Source organism: Embleya sp. NPDC050154, assembly GCF_044460165.1.
Taxonomy (GTDB): Bacteria; Actinomycetota; Actinomycetes; order Streptomycetales; family Streptomycetaceae; genus Embleya.
Genome location: NZ_JBITJP010000006.1, coordinates 347061 through 367116, shown reverse-complemented (window position 1 = coordinate 367116; position 20056 = coordinate 347061). Strand labels below are relative to the sequence as shown.

17 protein-coding genes and 1 other RNA gene are annotated in these 20056 nt (G+C 70.8%); 16 read left to right on the top strand and 2 right to left on the bottom strand.

The window, feature by feature from the left end; translation table 11 throughout:
- The first annotated feature begins 24 nt into the window (after positions 1–24).
- The 4 genes from ftsX to ssrA all read left to right on the top strand — a co-directional run bounded on the left by ftsX (position 25) and on the right by ssrA (position 3430).
- A complete protein-coding gene (gene ftsX, locus ACIBSV_RS16390) occupies positions 25–930 on the top strand; it encodes a permease-like cell division protein FtsX (RefSeq protein WP_395863391.1) in 906 nt (301 codons plus the stop codon).
- A gap of 163 nt (positions 931–1093) precedes the next feature.
- Positions 1094–2347: a peptidoglycan DD-metalloendopeptidase family protein gene (locus ACIBSV_RS16385; RefSeq protein ID WP_395863389.1), complete on the top strand. Its 1254-nt coding sequence runs from the start codon at positions 1094–1096 to the stop codon at positions 2345–2347.
- 93 nt (positions 2348–2440) lie between these two features.
- A complete protein-coding gene (gene smpB / locus ACIBSV_RS16380) occupies positions 2441–2920 on the top strand; it encodes an SsrA-binding protein SmpB (RefSeq protein WP_395863485.1) in 480 nt (159 codons plus the stop codon).
- Positions 2921–3060: 140 nt separating this feature from the next.
- Positions 3061–3430: a transfer-messenger RNA gene (ssrA, locus tag ACIBSV_RS16375) on the top strand.
- A 51-nt stretch (positions 3431–3481) separates the two neighbouring features.
- Here ssrA and ACIBSV_RS16370 read toward each other — a convergent pair.
- Positions 3482–4096: a TetR/AcrR family transcriptional regulator gene (locus ACIBSV_RS16370; RefSeq protein ID WP_395863387.1), complete on the bottom strand. Its 615-nt coding sequence runs from the start codon at positions 4094–4096 to the stop codon at positions 3482–3484.
- A gap of 125 nt (positions 4097–4221) precedes the next feature.
- On the opposite strand from ACIBSV_RS16370, the gene ACIBSV_RS16365 reads away from it, so the two are divergent.
- The 3 genes from ACIBSV_RS16365 to ACIBSV_RS16355 all read left to right on the top strand — a co-directional run bounded on the left by ACIBSV_RS16365 (position 4222) and on the right by ACIBSV_RS16355 (position 7642).
- Complete coding sequence (locus ACIBSV_RS16365; RefSeq protein ID WP_395863385.1) at positions 4222–5280, top strand: ABC transporter permease; 1059 nt, start codon at positions 4222–4224, stop codon at positions 5278–5280.
- Between the two features lie 438 nt (positions 5281–5718).
- The gene (locus ACIBSV_RS16360) at positions 5719–7125 is read left to right on the top strand and encodes an NAD-dependent malic enzyme (protein ID WP_395863383.1); all 1407 of its coding nucleotides are present in this window, start codon (positions 5719–5721) and stop codon (positions 7123–7125) included.
- Positions 7126–7360: 235 nt separating this feature from the next.
- Entirely contained in the window at positions 7361–7642 is a 282-nt protein-coding gene (locus ACIBSV_RS16355; protein ID WP_355539945.1) for an HU family DNA-binding protein, read from the top strand.
- A 158-nt stretch (positions 7643–7800) separates the two neighbouring features.
- Here ACIBSV_RS16355 and murA read toward each other — a convergent pair whose 3' ends face one another.
- Entirely contained in the window at positions 7801–9144 is a 1344-nt protein-coding gene (gene murA, locus ACIBSV_RS16350; protein ID WP_395863382.1) for a UDP-N-acetylglucosamine 1-carboxyvinyltransferase, read from the bottom strand.
- Between the two features lie 152 nt (positions 9145–9296).
- On the opposite strand from murA, the gene ACIBSV_RS16345 reads away from it, so the two are divergent.
- The 9 genes from ACIBSV_RS16345 to ACIBSV_RS16305 all read left to right on the top strand — a co-directional run bounded on the left by ACIBSV_RS16345 (position 9297) and on the right by ACIBSV_RS16305 (position 19700).
- Positions 9297–9671, top strand: coding sequence for a hypothetical protein (locus ACIBSV_RS16345; protein ID WP_395863380.1), 375 nt, complete (start codon positions 9297–9299; stop codon positions 9669–9671).
- Between the two features lie 4 nt (positions 9672–9675).
- Positions 9676–10233, top strand: a complete 558-nt coding sequence (locus ACIBSV_RS16340) for a YqgE/AlgH family protein (RefSeq protein ID WP_395863378.1) — start codon at positions 9676–9678, stop codon at positions 10231–10233.
- Between the two features lie 97 nt (positions 10234–10330).
- On the top strand, positions 10331–10645 hold the full coding sequence (locus ACIBSV_RS16335; protein ID WP_395863376.1) for a DUF3039 domain-containing protein: 315 nt from the start codon (positions 10331–10333) through the stop codon (positions 10643–10645).
- A 275-nt stretch (positions 10646–10920) separates the two neighbouring features.
- On the top strand, positions 10921–11754 hold the full coding sequence (locus tag ACIBSV_RS16330) for an FAD binding domain-containing protein (RefSeq protein WP_395863483.1): 834 nt from the start codon (positions 10921–10923) through the stop codon (positions 11752–11754).
- Positions 11751–12320, top strand: a complete 570-nt coding sequence (locus ACIBSV_RS16325; RefSeq protein ID WP_395863374.1) for a (2Fe-2S)-binding protein — start codon at positions 11751–11753, stop codon at positions 12318–12320. The genes ACIBSV_RS16330 and ACIBSV_RS16325 overlap by 4 nt, the downstream gene beginning before the upstream one ends.
- A 30-nt stretch (positions 12321–12350) precedes the next feature.
- Positions 12351–14522, top strand: a complete 2172-nt coding sequence (locus tag ACIBSV_RS16320; RefSeq protein ID WP_395863372.1) for a xanthine dehydrogenase family protein molybdopterin-binding subunit — start codon at positions 12351–12353, stop codon at positions 14520–14522.
- Between the two features lie 138 nt (positions 14523–14660).
- A complete protein-coding gene (locus ACIBSV_RS16315; protein WP_395863371.1) occupies positions 14661–16067 on the top strand; it encodes an MFS transporter in 1407 nt (468 codons plus the stop codon).
- Between the two features lie 253 nt (positions 16068–16320).
- Positions 16321–18690 (top strand): hypothetical protein, encoded by a 2370-nt coding sequence (locus tag ACIBSV_RS16310; RefSeq protein WP_395863370.1) that lies wholly within the window; start codon positions 16321–16323, stop codon positions 18688–18690.
- Positions 18687–19700, top strand: a complete 1014-nt coding sequence (locus tag ACIBSV_RS16305; RefSeq protein ID WP_395863368.1) for a phosphotransferase family protein — start codon at positions 18687–18689, stop codon at positions 19698–19700. Before ACIBSV_RS16310 ends, ACIBSV_RS16305 begins: the two co-directional genes overlap by 4 nt.
- Positions 19701–20056 lie beyond the last annotated feature (356 nt).

Below are 20056 nucleotides of genomic sequence, written 5' to 3'. Positions count from 1 at the left end.
CGCGCCCCTAGCGACTAGGACATCATGCGCGCCCAGTTCGTCCTCTCGGAGATCGGAGTCGGTCTCCGCCGGAACCTGACCATGACGATCGCGGTGATCGTCAGTGTCGCGCTGTCCCTCACGCTGGCCGGAGCGGGTGCGCTGCTGCGGGTTCAGGTGAACGAGATGAAGGACTACTGGTACGACCGGGTCGAGGTCTCGATCTTCCTGTGCGGCAAGAGCGACCACGACGCCGGATGTGCGGGCGGCGAGGTCTCCAACGAGCAACGCGATGCGATCAAGGCCGAGCTCAGCCGAATGCCGCTCGTGGAGAAGACCTACCAGGAGTCCAAGCAGGAGGCGTTCCAGCACTTCAAGGAGCAGAACAAGGAATCCCCGCTCTCCGGCAGCGTCACCGCCGACCAGTTGCCGGAATCCTTCCGGGTCAAGCTCAAGGACCCGACCAAGTACAACGTCGTGGCGAGCGCGTTCGCCGGCAGACCGGGCGTGCAGTCCGTCCAGGACCAGCGCAAGATCCTGGAGCCGTTCTTCAAGCTGCTGAAGAACGCGCAGTACGCGGCCTACGGCGTGATGGGATTCATGCTCCTGGTGGCGATCCTGCTGATCGTCAACACGGCGCGGGTGTCCGCGTTCAGCCGGCGGCGGGAGACCGGCATCATGCGGCTCGTCGGCGCGTCGAATCTGTACATCCAATTGCCGTTCATCATGGAATCCGCCATCGCCGGCCTGCTGGGCGGTGTGCTGGCCTCCGGCCTGTTGAGCACCGGGTTCTTCTTCGGCGTCGAGAAGGGCCTGGGTCAGCAGTTCAACGCATTCGAGTTGATCGGCTGGGGACCGGTGCTGGCGACCCTGCCGCTCTTGATCCTCTTCGGGGTGCTGATGTCGGCGATCGCGTCGTTCTTCACGCTCCTGAAGTACCTCAAGGTCTGACCCGGGATCCGTTCGCGGAACTCGACCCGACGGCCCCGACGGCCCCGTTCCGCCACCGCGGAACGGGGCCGTCGAACGTTTGTACGCAGCCGGATGGGTTCGTATTACTTCCATACCGGTGTGGGTCGTGGCAATTTCTGGCAATTACGCGTTTCTTGTGATCATGCGCAGAATTCGGACCAGGCGACTCGGCTTCTCCGCGCTCGTGGTGATCACGGCCGCGGTCGGTTTCGTGCCCGCGTACGCCGACGGCGACGGCGGTGACGCGCGGGCCCGTCGGCAGCGCGCCGACGCCGCGGCCCGGGGCATGCGGGCCGACCTGGACGCGTCACTGGCCCGCCTGGCGACCGCGGAGACCGCGTACGCCGAGGCCGAGGCGGCCGGGCCGGGCGCCCGAGCCGCCCTCGAGGCGGCCCGGGCGCGCGTGGCCGAGGCGCGAACCCGGACGGCCGACCTGAGCCACGGCGTGGAGCTGGCGGAGGCCGCGGTGCGCACGGCGGAGGCCGAGCTGCACGACGTGGCGGCCTCGACCCAGGCGGTGCGCGACGACGTGACCCGGCTGGTGGGCCGGGCCTACCGCAACGGCGCGATGGCGCAGTTGTCGATGATCCTGCGCGCGCAGACCCCGGCGGAGCTGCTCAGCAGCCTCCAGAGCTATCGGCAGATGCTTCAGGCGGACCACGAGACGATCGCCCGGCTGGAGCGCACCCGGGACGCGATCGACGCCCGCCGGGCCGAGCTGGAGCGGCGTCGCGCGGAGGCCCGGGTGCGGCACACCGAGGCCACTCGGCAACTCGCCGAGGTGGTCGCCCTGGAGAAGACCGCGACCGACGCGGAGGCGAAGGTGGCCGCGCTGGCGAAGCAGCGCGAGGCCGCGCTGGCGACCGCGCGCGAGGAGAAGGCGGCCGACCAGCAGCGCTACGAGGCGACCCGGTCCGAGCAGAAGCGGTTGACGGAGCTGGCGAACCGGAGCAACGCTCCGGCGGGCGCGGCGGGCAGAGCGTCCTCGTCCGCGAAGCAGGGCGGTGCGCTCTCCTATCCGGTGCGCGGGCCGGTCAGCTCGGGCTTCGGGATGCGCTACCACCCGATCCTGGAGTACACGAAGCTGCACACCGGCACCGACTTCGCGGTCCCGCAGGACACCTCGGTGACCGCCGCCCGCGCGGGCACGGTGGTGCAGACCGGCTACAACGCGGCGTACGGCTACCGCGTGGTGCTCTCGCACGGGCGGGTCGGCGGGGTCGCGCTGACCACGACGTACAACCACCTGTCCCGGATCACCGTGCGCGAGGGGCAGCGGGTGGCCCGCGGCGACCAGGTCGGCCGGTCCGGCAACACCGGCTGGTCCACCGGCGCGCACCTGCATTTCGAGGTGCTCGTGGATGGCGAGTTCGTCGACCCCGCGCTGTGGTTGTGACAGCGGACCCGGGGCCGCGACGGAATCGGATCGGAAAGGCCGGCCACCCGGGCGGGTAATGAGCTTGCGGCCATGCGCGAGAATGCAGGGATCATGGCGAAAGAGACCGGGCGCAAGCTCATCGCGCAGAACAAGAAGGCGCGGCACGACTACCTCATCGAGGACACCCTCGAAGTCGGCCTCGTCCTGACCGGCACCGAGGTCAAGTCGTTGCGAGCCGGCAAGGCGTCCCTGGTGGACGGCTACGCGAGCATCGACGGCGGCGAGGTGTGGCTGCACAACGTGCACATCTCGGAGTACTCGCAGGGCACGTGGACGAACCACGCGGCGCGGCGCAAGCGCAAGCTGCTGCTGCACCGCCACGAGATCGAGAAACTGGTCCAGGCGACCCAGGAAACCGGTCACACCCTCGTGCCGCTGAGCCTGTACTTCAAGGACGGTCGGGCCAAACTCGAACTGGCGCTGGCCAAGGGCAAGAAGAACTACGACAAACGACAGACCCTGCGCGAACAGCAGGACCGGCGCGAGACGGAACGCGTGATGTCGAAGTACGTGCGCGGCCGTCGAGGATGACGCGCCGGGAATGAAGTGGACCGGTCCGACGTTGGACCGTACGATGTGGCTGGTTCGGGCCGAGCAAGTGTGGCGGTTCGGGCCGTCGAGCAGGGCACCAGGGTTCCTCGGAGCCTCGGTGGTTGCTTGAAAACTCAATAGGGGGTGATCGGTTTCGACTGCGGCTGTCGAAGCAGAGGAAGCGAGCCGAGGAAGCGACAATGATCTCGTTAACCACCTGTCGCAAACAAATAATCGCCGATACCAAGCGCGATTCCTTCGCCCTCGCTGCCTAAGCGAGTATCCGAAGGTGTCAGACCGGGTGCGTCCCCGCCCCGGACCCTGGCATAATCTAGGGGACTCCACCGCAAGACCCGGTTACGGGGTCGTGCGGGACAAAAAACAGTAACTGGGCCCGTCGGTGTCTTGTCCACGTGAACACCGGGGCCGAGAAAATCGTTGTGGACTGCGCTCGGAGAAGCTCTGGTTCCGCACCGTAGGACGCGGGTTCAATTCCCGCCACCTCCACCCCTGTTGACGAGAAGGCCCGGTGTGCTCGCACACCGGGCCTTCTCGCGTGTGTCACATGTCGTCGCGCGCGCCGAGCAGCGCGCGGATGCCCGCCTTGAAGTCGGCCTCCGAGGTGTGGCCCAACACCGTGCGCTGGATCGTGAAGCCCTGGAGCAGTGCCATCACGGCCAGTGCGACGACCTTGGGATCCACGGTCGGGGGCAGTGCGCCGGCGTCGAGGTAGAGCGCGCAGACCGCGACGAGGCGATCGAGTACGGCGTCGTACTCGGTCCGCACGTGCGTCCTCAGTCGCGGGTCGCGGATGGCCTCGCCCCAGACCTGGATCGCCACTCGGCCGATGCCCTCCTGGCCGTCGAGTTCGACGACGGCGTCGACGAGCCGATCCAGAGTCGCCGCGAGCGGGGGCGGTCCGACGTCCCCTTGCGCCAGCGTGTGCGGGTCCGGTAGCGCCGCGGCCACCGCCTGTAGTGCGTCGGTGCAGCAGGCGGCGATCAGTTCGTCCTTGCCCTTGAAGTAGCGATAGACCGCGCCCGCGGACAGCCCGGCCTCGGCGAAGACGTCGGGCATCGACGTGCGGTGGAAACCGTTGCGCGCGAAGCAGCGCCGCGCGGCCTCCAGGATCTGGCGGTGGCGGGCGTCGAGGTGTTCCTGGCTGACCTTGGGCATGGCTCGATAATAAAACGAACATTCGTCTTGACAGTACGCCGGCGCGCGCTCAGGATCGGATTCATCGATCGATGAATTGCCCGGATCCCGATCGGGGATCGTGCGCGAGGGAGCGTGGAGTCGCCATGCCGTACAACGCCTCGGAGGAGCGGACTCCGGGAACGGCCGAAGAGATGGCGCCCGCGGAATCGGGGTCGGGCCCCGAGACGGCGCCGCGGAGCGCGCGACCGACGTCGCCGGTGCGGATCGCGGCCGCGGTCGCGGTGGGGCTCGTGGTTCTGCAACTGCTGATGGTGACGCTCTTCGCGTGGCCGGGCGCCCGCAGCGAGCCGCGGGACCTGCCGATCGCCGTGGCGGGTGCGCCGGCCGAGGCGAGCGCGCTGGCCGATCGCCTCGAACGCGCGCATCCGGGCGCGTTCACGGTGCACGCGGTGGCCGACGAGGCGGCGGCGCGGGCCCGGATCGAGGATCGCCGGGACTACGGCGCGATCGTGCTCGGCCCGGCCGGACCGCGCCTGCTGACCGCCTCCGCCGCGAGCGCCACGGTGGCGCAGTCGCTGCCGCGATATGTGGCCGCGGTGCACGAGGGCCGGCCGGTACCCGTGGTCGACGTCGTACCGGCTCCCGCGGACGATCCGCGCGGCGCGGGCCTGGGCGGCGCGGTGCTGCCGCTCGTGATGACCGGGATGTTCAGCGGGATCTTCCTGACCCTGTTCGTGCCCCGGCTGCGGCTGCGACTCGCGGGAGCGGCGCTGTTCGCCGCGCTGGGCGGGCTCGCGGCCACGGGATTGCTCCAGGGGTGGGTCGGTGCGCTGTCGGGCCCCTACGCGGTCGACGCCGGTGCCGTGGCGCTGCTGCTGCTCGCGGTCAACCTGCCGATCATCGGCCTGGCCGCGGTGCTGGGCAGGCCGGGCATCGTGCTCGGCGCGGTCACCATGTTCCTGATCGGCAATCCGCTGTCGGGCGCGACGAGCGCACCGGAACTGCTCCCCCAGCCGTGGGGCACGCTCGGCCGACTGTTGCCGCCCGGCGCGGGCGGCAACCTGCTGCGCTCGACCGCCTTCTTCGACGGCAACGGCGCCGGCGGGCACCTCGTGGTGCTCGGCGCGTGGATCGCCCTGGGCGCCGTGCTCTCGGCCGCGAGCGGCCTCGGCCTCGGCCTCGGGCGAACGCGCGCGGCATGAGCGTCACCGCGGCCGACTCGCCGACGAGCGCCGGACCGCGGCCGGTGAGCGGCGCGAGGCGCGTCGGGCGTCGTGGGGGTGTCGGCGGGACGAGGCCGCGCATACGAAACCGGCGGCCCCTGGGGGCCGCCGGTGTGATGTCGAGGACACCGACCCGCCAATGCTCGCCTCTCGGCAAGTGGTCCCTCGTAGGGACTAATGGTTGGGCCCGGGGGCTTGGATCGAGCCGGTGTCGTAAAACAGCGTAACCGACCGGCCGCCCGGCGCCGGAATGAACGGCGAAGGACGAGGATCACAGTTTGCGGCGGCGCCCGGCCCGGGTAAGGCGGGCGCCCGGGACGGCCCGCGGACCCGCTCGTGTCCACGAAGTGAGACCATCGGGAGCGATGCGGCGCCGTGGCAGACGGGGTGCCGCAGCGATCGGAGGAGAAAGAGTTCATGCCCGCAGCGCCCAGCGCCTCGTACTCGATCACGGCTCGACTGGAGGTCCCCGCGGGGGGCCGATCGGTCAGTCGACTCACCAACACGGTCGAATCCGCCGGGGGGTCGATCACCGCGCTCGACGTCACCGCGTCCGGCCACGAGCGCCTGCGGATCGACGTCACGATCGCCGCGACCTCGACGGAGCACGCCGACCGGCTCGTGGAGGCGGTCCGGGAGATCGAGGGCGTCAGCCTCGGCAAGGTCTCGGACCGAACCTTCCTGATGCACCTCGGCGGCAAGATCGAGATGCAGTCCAAGCATCCGATCCGCAACCGTGACGACCTCTCGATGATCTACACCCCGGGCGTGGCGCGGGTGTGCATGGCGATCGCGGAGAATCCGGACGACGCGCGCCGGCTGACCATCAAGCGCAACACCGTCGCCGTGGTCACCGACGGCTCCGCGGTGCTCGGCCTGGGCAACATCGGCCCCAAGGCCGCGCTGCCGGTGATGGAGGGCAAGGCGGCCCTGTTCAAGCGCTTCGCCGGGATCGACGCGTGGCCGATCTGCCTGGACACCCAGGACCCGGACGAGATCGTGCGGGCCGTCCAGGTGATGGCCCCGGGCTTCGCCGGGATCAACCTGGAGGACATCTCCGCGCCGCGCTGCTTCGAGATCGAGCGCCGGCTGCGCGAGACGCTGGACATTCCGGTCTTCCACGACGACCAGCACGGCACCGCGATCGTGGTGCTCGCCGCGCTCACCAACGCGCTGCGGGTGGTCGGCAAGAAGATCGAGGATGTGCGCATTGTCATGTCCGGCGCGGGCGCGGCGGGCACGGCGATCCTCAAGCTGCTCCTGTCCGCGGGCGCCGGCCACGTGGTGGTCGCGGACGTCCAAGGCGTCGTGCACACCGGTCGCACCGACATGGGCGAGGACCTGCGCTGGATCGCGGAGCACACCAACGAGCAGGGCCTCACCGGCACGCTCAAGGAGGCCGTGGTCGGCGCGGACGTCTTCGTCGGGGTGTCGGCGCCGAACGTACTCGCCGGCACCGACATCGCCGCGATGGCGCCGGACTCGATCGTGTTCGCGCTGGCCAACCCGGATCCCGAGGTGGATCCGGCGACGGCCCTGGAGCACGCCGCGGTGGTCGCCACCGGCCGCAGCGACTTCCCCAACCAGATCAACAACGTGCTGGTCTTTCCGGGTGTCTTCCGCGGTCTGGTGGACGCGCAGAGCCGGCACATCACCAACGACATGCTGCTCGCCGCCGCGCGGGCGCTGGCGTCGGTGGTCTCCGACGACGAAGTCAACCCGAACTACATCATTCCGAGTGTTTTCCACCCGGAGGTGTCCGCCGTGGTGGCCGCGGCGGTGCGGGACGCGGTGTTGGCGGAGCGTCAGAACCCTGCGGGATGATCGTCGTACTGTCCGTACGTATCCCGGTTGCAGGGGCCCCCTAACGGCCCCGTAATCTGCCGGAACCGCGAAATCACGGGGCTTTCCCAGTGATTTGGCGTGTCCTTGATTAGCTTCCGGGCATGGATGAGTGCAGGATTCGTCCCCGGGGCAAGAACAGCGAGTTGGACTGAACCACGTTTGCGACCACGTTCCGTGGTCGTCGGCGGAGGTCAGCAAGACACGGGAGTGACACATGAACCGCAGTGAGCTGGTGGCCGCCCTCGCGGAGCGCGCCGACGTGACCCGCAAGGACGCGGATGCCGTACTGAGCGCGCTCGCCGACGTCGTCGGCGAGATCGTCGCCAAGGGTGACGAGAAGGTCTCCATCCCGGGCTTCCTCACCTTCGAGCGCACCCACCGCGCCGCCCGCACCGCGCGGAACCCGCAGACCGGCGACCCGATCGACATCCCGGCCGGCTTCGGCGTCAAGGTTTCGGCGGGCTCGAAGCTCAAGGCCGCGGCCTCGGGCAAGTAAGTCCGTAGCGCCCCGGTAGAAAACCGGAAGGGCGGCTTCCCCTCGGGGAAGCCGCCCTTCCGGCGTCGTCGGGCCCACCGGGGCCGTTTGCGGGCCTCCTCGGGCCCCTGTGGCCCCGGGAAGAGGGCACTGGGGCCCGCGGAGGCCCGGGAAACGGCTTAGGCGACGCTCTCGGCGACCCTCATCGGCAGCTCCACGCGGGCGCCCAGGGCCTCAAGCTTGGCCTGGAAGTCCTCGTAGCCGCGCTCGATCAGATCGATGCCGGTGACCCGCGAGGTGCCCTCGGCGGCCAGCGCGGCGATCAGGTACGAGAAGCCCGCGCGCAGGTCCGGGATCTCCAGGTCGGTCGCGTGCAGCTTGGCCGGGCCGGAGATGACCGCGGAGTGCTGGAAGTTGCGCTGGCCGAACCGGCACGGCGTGCCGCCCAGGCACTCGCTGTAGAGCTGGATCGTGGCGCCCATCTGGTTGAGCGCGGAGGTGAAGCCCAGCCGCCGCTCGTAGACCGTCTCGTGCACGATGGACAGGCCGGTGGCCTGGGTCAGCGCGACCACCAGCGGTTGTTGCCAGTCGGTCTGGAAGCCCGGGTGCACGTCGGTCTCCAGCGCGATCGCGTTCAGCGGGCCGCCCGGGTGCCAGAAGCGGATGCCCTCGTCGTCGATCGAGAACGCGCCGCCGACCTGACGGAAGACGTTCAGGAAGGTCATCATGTCCAGTTGACGGGCGCCGCGGACGTAGATGTCGCCGTGCGTGGCCAGCGCCGCGCAGCCCCAGGACGCGGCCTCCAGGCGGTCCGGCAGGGCACGGTGGTCGTAACCGCCGAGCTTGGACACGCCGGTGATCCGGATCACCCGGTCGGTGGTCACCGAGATGATCGCGCCCATCTTCTGGAGCACGCAGATGAGGTCTATGATCTCCGGCTCCACCGCCGCGTTGGACAACTCGGTGGTGCCCTCCGCGCGCACCGCCGCGAGCAGCACCTGCTCGGTGGCGCCCACGCTCGGGAACGGCAGGCTCACCTTGGTGCCCTTGAGGCCGTTGGGCGCCTCGATGTAGAGACCCTCGGGACGCTTGGTGATCACCGCGCCGAACTCGCGCAGCACGCTCAGGTGGAAGTCGATCGGCCGGTCGCCGATCATGCAGCCGCCCAGGTCCGGGATGAACGCGCGGCCCAGTCGGTGCAGCAGCGGTCCGCAGAGCAGGATCGGGATCCGGCTCGAACCCGCGTGCGCGTCGATGTCCGCGACGTTGGCCTGCTCGACCTGGGTCGGGTCCATCAGCAACTCGCCCGGCTCGTCGCCCTCGCGCACCGCCACACCGTGCAGTTGCAGCAGGCCCTTGACGATGCGTACGTCGCTGATCTCCGGGACGTTGCGCAGTCGGCTCGGCGCCTCGCCGAGAAGCGCCGCCACCATCGCCTTCGGCACCAGGTTCTTGGCGCCCTTGACGCGAACCTCGCCCTCAAGCGGGGAACCGCCGTGAACCAAGAGCACGTCGTCTTGCATGAATCCTCGCACTTCTGTGGGTACCGAAGCCGACAGGGGAGATGGGCCGACAGCGCTACACGGTAGTCGGACACCCACCGCTCCCGTTGCCGGCTCGCGGCGCCGAAGGGCCCGGGACAAAGGGTCGTTCGGCCCGTGGACGAAGGGTTGGGATGGCCGCCAACAAGCTTGCGTACTGGGCGTTCGCGGGAGCGGTGCTGGTGAACCTGGTACTCCTGTTCAATCCGGGCAGCCCGGGCGACCCGGCGCCGATAGTTCCGCATCGTGACAAGATCGTGCATTTTCTCTCGTTCGCCGCCATTGCCTGGACCGGTCGGCGTGTCGGAATCGGTCCGACCGTGCTGGGTGTGGCGCTCGCGGCACACGCGGTGGAGAGTGAATTGATCCAGCACTTCGTGCTCCCGCATCGCAGCGGCGACCCGTGGGACGTGGTCGCCGACCTGCTCGGTACCTCCTGCGCGCTGCTCCTGGCCGGGCGACTTCCTCGCCGGGTGGCGCACCACGACCCGGCGGTTGCGGGATCATGAGCGCATGACCGAGGTATCGCTCACCGGACGCCTGCTCGTGGCCACGCCCGCGCTGGCCGATCCCAACTTCGACCGGTGTGTGGTCTTCCTCCTGGAGCACGACGAGGACGGCACCCTGGGCGTGGTGATCAACCGCCCCAGCCCGGTGGACGTCAACGACGTGCTCGTGCCGTGGTCCAAGATCGTCAGCGAGCCGCCGGTGGTGTTCCAGGGCGGCCCGGTCGCGATGGACTCGGCGCTGGCCATCGCGTCGGTACCGGGCGGCGCGGAGCCGCTGGGCTGGCGCCGGGTGCACGGCGGGCTGGGTCTGGTCGACCTGGACGTGCCGCCGGAACTGGTCGCCGCCGACTTCGGCTCGATGCGGGTCTTCGCGGGCTACGCGGGCTGGGGACCGGGGCAGTTGGAGACCGAGCTCAAGTCGGGCGCGTGGTACGTGGTCGACTCCGAGCCCGGCGACGCGTTCTCGCCCACGCCGGATCGGCTGTGGCGGGCGGTACTGCGGCGGCAGGTGGGCGAGTTGGCGATGGTCGCCACGTACCCGGAGGATCCGACGCTGAACTGACCTCGGGCCGGCGCCCCGACCGACCTCGGGCGGGCGCCTCGCCGGCACGATCCAACGCGCCGTTCGGCGCCGCCGGTGTCTGGCTATCCTGGTGGGCATGACCACTCCCCAGAGCTTCCCGGAGCCGGAGCACGGGACGGGCACCGGCACGCTGATCGAGGAGACGCCGAAGCTCTCCCACGGCGACGGTGACCACGAGCGCTTCGCGCACTACGTCCAGCGCGACAAGATCATGGAAAGCGCGATGTCCGGGAGCCCGGTCATCGCTTTGTGCGGGAAGGTCTGGGTACCGGGTCGCGACCCGAAGAAGTACCCGGTCTGCCCGATGTGCAAGGAGATCTACGAGACGATGCCGGCCGGCGGGGCCGGTGGGGACAAGGACAAGAGCGGTGGCAAGAGCGGCGGCAAGTAGTCGCTGAGGGTGCGTTGACGGTTGCGGAGGCGTCGGTTGCTTTGGCCGGCGCCTCTTGCGTCGCGTCTTGGCCGGCTCGGGAGTGTTCACCCACTCGCCCACCCGTTTCGTTTTGGTTCGAGGCTGGGGTTTTACGGCTTCGGGGTGGGTCTGTGGGGGCCTGGTGGGCCTCCGGGCGGGGTGGGGTTTCGGGTTGGCTCAAATCTCGGTCCAAGCGGTCCGTTCGCGGGGTGCGTGGCAATAGGGTGGGCGGCGCTGTGGACGCGACGATCTTGATGCCGCTGTCGCTCGACGAGGCCGTTGAGGCCCTCGCGCGCGATCCCCGGGCACTGCCGGTGGCCGGGGGGACCGACCTCATGCCCCGCGTCAACGCCGGAACGGTGCGACCGCCGGCCCTGGTGGGTCTGGCGAAGGTCGCCGACCTGCGGCGGTGGGGTTACGAGGACGGCTTCGCCATGCTCGGTGCCGGGCTCACCTGGGCCCGGCTCGCGGACGCCGACCTGGCCTCGCTCGTGCCCGCACTGGCCGCCGCCGCCAACGAGGTGGGCACCGCGCAGGTGCGCGCGATGGGCACTCTCGGCGGCAACATCCTCAGCCGCGGCGCGGCCGCCGACTCGCTGCCCGTACTCGCGGCCCTGGAGGCCACCGTGTCGTGCCGTTCGCCGGGCGGAGTGCGTGAGGTCGCCCCGCATCTGCTCGCGCCCAAGGAAGGTGCGATCGCCGAACAACTGCTGCGTCCGGGGGAGTTGATCACCGGCGTGCGGGTGCCGCTGCTGCGCGGCGTACAGGAGTTCGTCAAGGCGCCGGTGGGCGGCGGGCGATACCTGACCCTGGCCCTGGTGGCCGGCCCCGTGGTCGGCGACGTGCGCTGCGCGGTCGGCGGGGCGCACCCCGGCCCGGTTCGCGCGTTCGAGGCCGAACAGTGGTTGGCGGGGCGGATGGACGCGCACACGGGGCGGCTCCTGGACGCGCGCGACGCGGCCGACTTCGGCCGGTTGGTCGCGGACGAGGTCCGACCCGAGGCGGAACAGCGCGCCGCCCGGGCCCACCTGCGGCACGTGGTCGCGGTGTGCGCGCGACGCGCGGTACAACGGGCGTTCGGCGGATGAGCGGCCTCGGGTTCGACGCCGACGCGACCCCGACGACGTCGTACGTCCTGCGCGTCAACGGCGAGGCGCGGCTGATCGAGAACGCCTGGATCGGCGAAAACCTGCTGTACGTGCTGCGCGAGCGGCTGGGCCTGCCCGGTGCCAAGGACGGCTGCGGTCAGGGCGTGTGCGGGACCTGCACGGTGCACCTGGACGGAGTCGCGGTGTCCGCCTGTCTGATCGCGGCGGCCACCCTGGGCGACCGCGAGGTGCGCACCATCGAGGACCTGGACAACGACCCGGAGACCGTCGACGTGCAGCGCGCGCTGGTCGAGTCCGGCGCGGTCCAGTGCGGCTACTGCGTGCCGGGAGTGGTCGCGTCCGCGTGCGCGCTGCTGGCCCATGTGGCGGAGCCGGGCGAGGTGGAGATCCGGCGCGCGCTGGACGGACACCCGTGCCGATGCGCCGGACCGCATCCGATGGTGGACGCGGTTCGCTCGGCGGCGCGCAGGCGGGCGCCGCGGGAGACCCACACGACGATGATGTTCAACGTGATCGCGCCGCCGACGGCCGGCGGCAACGAGTGATCGGCGAGAACGAGTGATCGGCGTGAACCGGTGATCGGCGAGTCCGCACCGCGTCCGGACGGGGACGCCAAGGCACGGGGACGTTTCTCCTACACCGGCGACCTGTGGGCGCCGGGCCTGCTGTGGTGCGTGCTGGTGCGCTCGCCGCATCGACACGCGCGGATCCTGGGCGTGGACGCGGCCCCGGCCTACACCGTGCCGGGGGTGCGCGGTGTGGTCACCGCGGCGGACCTGCCGCCGGGCGCGTGCCACGGTGCGATCGTGGCGGACCGGCCGGTGCTCGCGGACGGCGTGGTGCGCTTCGCCGGCGAGGCGGTCGCGGCGGTGGCGGCCGAGACCCTCCAGGCGGCGCGGGCCGGCGCCGCGGCGGTGCTCGTGTCGTACCAGCCGCTGGAGATCGCCTCGGATCCCGAACACGCTTTCGCGGGGCCGCCGTTGCATCCCGACGGCAACGTGCTGCGGCACATCGCGCTGCGCCACGGCCGGCCGGTCAAGCTGCGCCGGGACGGCACGCCGGTGGAGGAGGTGGTGGTCGAGGGGCTGTACGAGGTGCCCGCGCAGTACCAGGCCAACCCGGCCACCGATGCCGCGCTCGCGCTGCCCTCGCCGGACGGCGGGGTCGAGCTGCACGTGGCCTCGCCGTACCCGCACGCGGACCGCGACCAGGTCGCCGAGTGCCTGGGGCTGCCCGCCGGCATGGTCCGGCTGATGCCCACCGGCGCGGGCGGCTCCTCCGGCACGCGCGAGGACATCGGGCTGACCGCGGTGGTCGGGCTGCTGGCGCTGCGCACCGGGCGGCCGGTCAAGGCGGTGCTCGATCGGGACGAGTCGTTGCGGGTCGGCGGGCATCGGCACGCGGCGCGGATGAAGTACACCCACCGGGCGGACCGGGACGGTCGGCTGCTCGCGGTGGAGGCGCAGATCATCCTGGACGGCGGCGCGTACGCGGGTGTCTCGCCGGAGGTGATCGGGCGGCTGATCGGGTGCGCCGCCGGGCCGTACATGGTGCCGTACGCGGTGGTCGACGCGTGGGCGGTGCGCACCAACAACCCGCCTGCGGGGGCGATGCGCGGGCCCGGCGCGGTGCAGGTGTGCTTCGCGCACGAGGCGCAGATGGACAAGCTCGCGGACGCGCTCGGGATGGACCCGGTGGAGCTGCGGCTGCGCAACGCGCTCAGCTCCGGAACGATGTTGACGACGGGTCAGGTGCTGGACGGGCCGGTTCCGGTGGGGGCCGCGCTGCGGGCGGTGGCCGAGGCGGCACCGCCGGCCGCGCCGCCGGCGCCCGGGACGTTGCGCGGGACCGGGTACGCGGTCGGGCTGATGCCGTTGCTCGGGATCGAGGGGGCCGACGAGTCCTCGACGGCGACCGTGCGGCTCGACGGCGGCGTGGTGACGGTGACCTGCGCGGCGGTCGAGGTCGGGCAGGGCTTCGTGACGCTGGTCCGGCAGATCGTGGACGAGGTGCTGGGCGTGCCGGACGCGATCGTGCTCCAGGCGGGCACCGCGTTGCCGACGGCGGGGGCGCCCGGGGTGGGGCGACACACGTGGCTGACGGCGGGGGCGGTGGAACAGGCCGCGCGGGAGATCCGCGAGCGGTTGTTGGCGCCGGTGGCGGCGCGGTACGGGATGACGGCGCGGTTGTTGGATGTGCGGGACGGGCGGATCAGGTCCTACGACGGCTTGATCGACCTGTCGGTGGACGTGATGTACCAGGACACCGCGACGGTGACCACGGCGGGCGCGTGCCGGGCGCCGAGCACCGAGCCGCTGGACGACGCGGGGCAGGGCAACGCGTATCCGGCGGTGGCCTTCTCGGCGTGTCGGGTGGTGGTCGACCTGGATCCGGAGCTGGGCACGATCCGGGTGGTGGACGTGACCGGGGCATACGACGCGGGGCGGGTGCTGGACCCCGCGCAGGCCCGGGTGCGGGTGGAGAGCTCGGTGGCGATGGGGGTCGGGCTCGCGCTGATGGAGGACATCGAGTCGGCGTGGACGCCGCCGGGGACCTGGGACGTGCCGCCGGTGCGGGTGGCCGCGTGGATCGAGGAGCCGCAGCCGGGCGCGCCGTTCGGCGCGAAGGGCCTGGGCGACGCGGCGATCGTGCCGGTCCCGGCGGCGGTCGCGGCGGCGGTCCGGGACGCGACCGGGTTGGAACTGCCGCGATTGCCGCTGCGGCCTCGGGATGTGGTGTTGGACTAGGGCGTGTGCGTTCCGCGGGCCGGCGGGCGGGCGTTCCGCTTGCCTGCCGGGCCTGCGTTCCGTGCCCGCCGGTCGGCCCGAGAGGTGGGCGGATCGTATTGATAAGTACTTCCATATGGCAGGGTCTAGGCTGTCTCGGTGACAGCCCTGGGAGAGTCGAAGTCCGCACGACGCAGTGTTGGGAAATCCGACGACGGGGAGCCCGGTGTACTGACCCGGCCCTATCTCCACCTCACCCTCGGGATCGTGTCGGTCGTCCTGCTGATCGCCTTCGAGGCGATGGCGGTCGGCACCGCGATGCCGGTGGCGGTCGAGGAACTGGACGGCGTGCCGCTGTACGCCCTGGCCTTCTCCGCGTTCTTCACCACGAGCCTGCTCGCCATGGTGGTCTCCGGCGAATGGTGTGACGCGCGTGGACCCCGGCTGCCGCTGTTCGGCGGGATCGGGGCGTTCGCGGCCGGACTCGTGTTGGCCGGCACCGCGCAGTCGATGTGGCCGTTCATCGTGGGCCGGGCCGTGCAGGGCCTCGGCGGCGGGCTCGTGATCGTGTCGCTGTACGTGGTGGTCGGCAAGGCGTACCCGTCCGCGCTGCGCCCCCGCGTGTTCTCGGCGTTCTCGGCGGCGTGGGTGCTGCCCTCGATCGTCGGGCCGCCGGTGTCCGGCCTGGTCACCGATCACCTGGGCTGGCGCTGGGTGTTCCTGGCCATCCCGGTGCTCGTGGCGCTGCCGATCGTGATGATGTTGCCGCAGCTCAAGCGGATGGCGAGCGAGCCCGACCCGGACGCGCGGATGAACCGCCGCCGGATCGGCGCGGCGGTCGGCGCCTCGGTGGGCGCGGGCATGTTGCAGTACGGCGGCCAACACCTGAGCGTGGTGGGCGTGTTGCTGCTGGTCGCGGGTTTGGCGCTGATGGCGGTGACGGTACCCCGGCTGCTGCCGGCGGGCACGCTGCGCGCGGTACGCGGATTGCCGACGGTGATCCTGTCCCGGGGCGTGCTGGCCGGTGCCTTCTTCGCGGTCGAGTCGTTCGTACCACTGATGCTGATCAGCGAACACGGCCTGTCGCCGACCCAGGCGGGACTGACCTTGACCGTGGGCGCGTTGTCCTGGGCGGTCGGCTCCTGGTACCAGGGCCGCTCACCACACGAGCGCCGGCCGCGCCTGGTCCAACTGGGCTTCCTGTTCGTGGCGATCGCGATCGGCGGGGCGCTGCTGGCCCTGATCCCGGGCATGTCCCCGTACACGGTCACCGTGGGCTGGTTCTTCGGCGGCGCGGGCATGGGCATGGCAGTCTCCTCGGTGAGCGTGCTCACCCTCGACCTGTCCACACCCGAGGAGTCCGGCACCAACTCCTCATCGCTCCAGGTCGCCGACTCGCTCGGCACGATCGTCATGGTCGGCCTGGCCGGCGCCATCTTCGCCGCACTCCACGAGGGCACCGGCCAGGACGCGGGCGTCTTCACCCTGATCTTCGCCATCATGCTCACCATCTCCCTCCTCGGCGCCCTCCTGGCCCCCAGAGTCCGCCCCCACACCCCCTCCTGACCGAACCCAAGCCACGCGGGAAGCCGGCGGGGAGGCGTTGATCGAGGGGCGAATTCGTTACGGTTCCCGGACTGCGCGACTACCCTGAGTCCCGGGTGCCTGCTGCGGTGCGGGCTTCGGGGATGGGGACCTCATGCCATTGCAACCGCGATTTCGTAGGTCGGCGGGTTCTCAGCGCCGGTTCGTCGATCGGGAAGAGGCGACGGCGGTCTTCGAGGGCGCGTGGGATGCCCGTGGGGACGGTCTACGGGTCGTGAACGTGACCGGCGTCGGCGGGATCGGGAAGTCGCGGTTCCTGCGCGAGTGTCAGTCACGACTGGAGTCCGAGGCTCGAACGGTGCTGCTCGACCTCCAGATCCCGGCGTTGCGTGAGCAGGACGCGGCGCTCGCGGTGCTGCGCTCCAATCTCGGCGCCCAGGGCGCCTCGTTTCCGCGATACGACCTCGCATATCTCGCCCTGTGGCAGCGCCTGCACCCCCACCTGCAGATTTCCCTCGCCGATGTGGCGGCCCGACAGCAGAGCGAGGTTCTGGCCGATCTCGCGGACGCGGTGGGCGGGCTGCCGATCTTTCGGACCGTGGGCGGACTGCTCCGCGTCGCCGGTCGGTCATCCGAGAGGTTCAGGCGGTGGCGATGGCTCAAGAACGACGAGACCCTGCACCGGCTCGACGAACTCGACCCCGCCGAACTCGCCGACGCCGCCACGTTCCTGTTCGCCGAGGACCTGCGCAGCGCGAGCGCGGAGCGGCCATACCTCGTCTGCGTCGACGCGTACGAGGCGTTGGTGGGCGGGAGCACCCGAGCGGGGCGGACCGCAGGGCTCGACGCCTGGTTGCGGGACCTCGTGTCGCAGTTGGACCGAGGCCTGGTGCTGATCGCGAGCCGAGAGCCGCTGGGCTGGGAGGCGTACGACAGCCAGTGGACCGCGCATCTGATCCCCCTGCCCCTGGACGGGCTGCCCATGACTGCGCGCGTCGAACTACTCGAAGCGCACGGGGTATCCGACGTCCGCGCACGCATCGCCCTGGCCAGGGCCAGTTCCGGTGTGCCGTTCTACCTGAACCTGGCCCTGGACGCGGACACCGGCGCGGATCGGGGCGACAGCGCGTTGACGCCGGCCGTGTCGGGGGAGGAGATCCTCGAACGGTTTCTCCAGCACGTGGACGCGCAAGAGGTCCGGCTGCTCGAAGTCCTCGCCGCGGCGCGCACGATCGACTACGACATCTTCCGCACGGTCGCGGCGGCGTTCGGGCTGTCGGCGGATCGGCGGACCTGGGAGACGTTGACCGCGTACTCCTTCGTCCAGCCGGCGGGTGCCGAGCGGTTCCAGTTGCACCAACTGATGGCGACCGAGCTGAGGGCACGCCAGACGACGGCGACGCGTCAGGCCGTACATCGCGTGTTGCGGGCCCTGTGGCGGGCCCGGGCCGACAACGTGGCGACGGGAGTCGCGAGCACGCGTCGCACGACGGGCGTGCACCTGCGCGAGGTGGCCTTCCACAGCATGTACGCCGGTGAGTTCGGGCCCGGTGATCTGCTCACGCTCGCGGCGGAGATCGCCGCGAGCGGCGGCATTCGGTCCCTGGGCGGAGTCGTCGAGGACGTTCGGCGGTTCTGTGCGGCGGACGACCGACCGCGCGCCGAACTGGAGATGGCCGCGCGCTGCGTCGAGGCCGAGACCGCGATCCTGGTCGGAGACGCCGAGCATGCCGAGGTCTTGACCCGGGGGTTGGCGGGTGTCGAGGGCGGCAGTTCGGCCCAGGTGCGGCTGGCACTGGCCGGCGCGGACGCGTTGCGGATGCTCGGACGGACCTCGGAGGCGCTCACCCGGTACTCGTCGTTGTGGCAGCAGGCCACGGTTCCCGAGGCCCGAAGCGCGGCGTTGTGGGCAGCCGACCTCTACATGGCCGGCGGGCGCTTTCTCGACGCGGAGAACGTGGTCAACGGGCTCACCGCCACACTGCATCGCGACGAGCACCTGTTGCGTGGGGACACGGCGAGGCTGATCCACCTGGGTCGGCGGTTCGCGTTCGACTTCCCGGCCGCCCGCAGCAACCTGGATCAGGCACAACTGCACTACCTGGAAGCCGGATCCGCGGTCCGCCTGGCGAATCTGGTGGTCAATCGCGCCGAGTTCCTGGCCTGGACCGAACCCGAGCACGCCGGTGACGTGGCGGACGAGGCGATCGCGGTGCAGCGCGACATCGGCGCCCTGCACGAGTTGGGCAAGGCGTACACGGCCAAGGCGCTGGCTCTGCTTCGGTGCGGGCGCGTCGTCGAGGCCGAGGCGTCGTCGGACACCGCCCTGGAGGTCCTCGGACGTGCGCGTTACCGTTCGGGCACCGCCCGCGCCCAACTGGTCCGGGCCCTCGTGCTGCTCCGCCGCGGCGAATCCGAGAACGCCCGCGGTACCGCGGAATGGGCGATTCGTGAATTCGAGGGTGCCGAGGTGTATCCGACCCTTGTGCTCGCTTCCTTGCAGGTGCTGCGCAGAGCCGGCCTGGAACGACCGGTTCACGCGGCCTCTCTCGCGCGAGCCCGCGCGGCGATCCGTCCGGTCGACTCCCTGGAGGCGTTGGAGGGAAGAGTCGACGCATGGGTCGCCACCATCCTGGGGGAATGAGCATGAAGCCGGATCCGCTGACGCTCTATCGCACGGCACGTGAATCGGGAATCAGTGCTTCCGGGTTCTACAACGACAACGTGCGATCCGAGACGGACGACGGGCCGGTGATCGTCCGGATCCCGATTCACGGTGCGGACGGCATGGATCTGCGCGTGTGGCCGGAACAGGACGTGATCCGGGCGGTCGCGCCGTGGATCTCGGTGATCCCCGACGTATTGCACGTCTCGGACGATCCGGCGTTCCAGATCCACCGGTTCATCCCGGGTGACGTGCTGGACGTGCTCGCGCCACGCGGGCGGTCGGTGCCCGTGCACCTGGCGGGAGACGTGGTGGGCTTCTTCCGGGACCTGTCCAGGGTGCCGCTCGACGTGCTTCCCGCGTTGCCCGCGGATTGGCCCAAGGACGGGGACACCGCCGGGTTCGGGGCGCGTCTCTCGGCGGTCACCGCCGACGTCTGGCGGCGCTTCCGAACGCCTTATGCGTCGCTGTACGCGGCGTTGGGGGTCCCGGCGGATCCGCTCGCCCGGGTGGAAGCGGACTTGTCCGCCCTGACGTGTCGGCCGTTTCGCGCGTTGCACTGTGACGTCCATCGCAAGAACGTCATCGTGGCCGCTGGTCGGACCTACTTCCTCGACTGGGAACTCGCCCTCTGGGGGGACCCGTTGTACGACCTGGCCGTACACCTGCACAAGATGGACTACTTCCCCGACGAAGCCGACGCGGTGCGGAGCGGCTGGTTCGCGGCGATGCCCGACGACGTACGCACCGAGGCCCTCGCGGATCTTCCCGTGTACATCCGGCACGAACGCGTCAAGTCGGCTCTCGTCGACACGGTGCGGTACTCCAAGTTGATCCTGGCCGCGGTCGACGCGGCGACCGAGGCCCGGCTCGTGGGTTCACTGACCACGAAACTCAACCGGGCCCGGGTCGTGTGGGGCGTGGGCGACCCGCTGGACCCCGGGGAGATCCGGCGCATTCTCGTCGTGCACGGTCCTGTGCGGGAGTGAGCTCGGCGGGCGGCGGAGGTGGTCGGTGAGGAGGAAGCCGACACGGGCTCCGGCGCCGAAGAGGCTGTGGAAGGCGGGGAGGGGCCGGCGATGGTGGCGCCCGAGGCGATCGTGGAGGACACCGCGTTGCCGGTGAGGTGGTCGGTTTTGCGGAGTTGGCGGGCGAGCAGTGGGTGGGTGTCGGGTTGGGCGCGGGAGTGCGGGTCAGGGGCGTCGTGAGCGGGCCGGCGTGCAGGTCGATGGACGGGGGTTTCGTGAGGGGTGTGGGGGATCGTGTCGAGGGGGCGGGCGTGTGAGGAGGGCGTTCCGGAGGGCGAGGCGGGCGGGGGCGCGGCCTCGTGCGGCAGGCGGCCGAG

Bases quoted from the DNA above. Each gene is read 5' to 3' on its own strand.
- ACIBSV_RS16325 (WP_395863374.1), top strand. From the start codon at position 11,751: ATGAGCGGCCTCGGGTTCGACGCCGACGCGACCCCGACGACGTCGTAC.
- ACIBSV_RS16345 (WP_395863380.1), top strand. From the start codon at position 9,297: ATGGCCGCCAACAAGCTTGCGTACTGGGCGTTCGCGGGAGCGGTGCTG.
- ACIBSV_RS16365 (WP_395863385.1), top strand. From the start codon at position 4,222: ATGCCGTACAACGCCTCGGAGGAGCGGACTCCGGGAACGGCCGAAGAG.
- ACIBSV_RS16330 (WP_395863483.1), top strand. From the start codon at position 10,921: ATGCCGCTGTCGCTCGACGAGGCCGTTGAGGCCCTCGCGCGCGATCCC.
- ACIBSV_RS16340 (WP_395863378.1), top strand. From the start codon at position 9,676: ATGACCGAGGTATCGCTCACCGGACGCCTGCTCGTGGCCACGCCCGCG.
- smpB (WP_395863485.1), top strand. From the start codon at position 2,441: ATGGCGAAAGAGACCGGGCGCAAGCTCATCGCGCAGAACAAGAAGGCG.
- ACIBSV_RS16370 (WP_395863387.1), bottom strand. From the start codon at position 4,096: ATGCCCAAGGTCAGCCAGGAACACCTCGACGCCCGCCACCGCCAGATC.
- ACIBSV_RS16305 (WP_395863368.1), top strand. From the start codon at position 18,687: ATGAGCATGAAGCCGGATCCGCTGACGCTCTATCGCACGGCACGTGAA.
- ftsX (WP_395863391.1), top strand. From the start codon at position 25: ATGCGCGCCCAGTTCGTCCTCTCGGAGATCGGAGTCGGTCTCCGCCGG.
- ACIBSV_RS16360 (WP_395863383.1), top strand. From the start codon at position 5,719: ATGCCCGCAGCGCCCAGCGCCTCGTACTCGATCACGGCTCGACTGGAG.
- murA (WP_395863382.1), bottom strand. From the start codon at position 9,144: ATGCAAGACGACGTGCTCTTGGTTCACGGCGGTTCCCCGCTTGAGGGC.
- ACIBSV_RS16335 (WP_395863376.1), top strand. From the start codon at position 10,331: ATGACCACTCCCCAGAGCTTCCCGGAGCCGGAGCACGGGACGGGCACC.
- ACIBSV_RS16355 (WP_355539945.1), top strand. From the start codon at position 7,361: ATGAACCGCAGTGAGCTGGTGGCCGCCCTCGCGGAGCGCGCCGACGTG.
- ACIBSV_RS16385 (WP_395863389.1), top strand. From the start codon at position 1,094: ATGCGCAGAATTCGGACCAGGCGACTCGGCTTCTCCGCGCTCGTGGTG.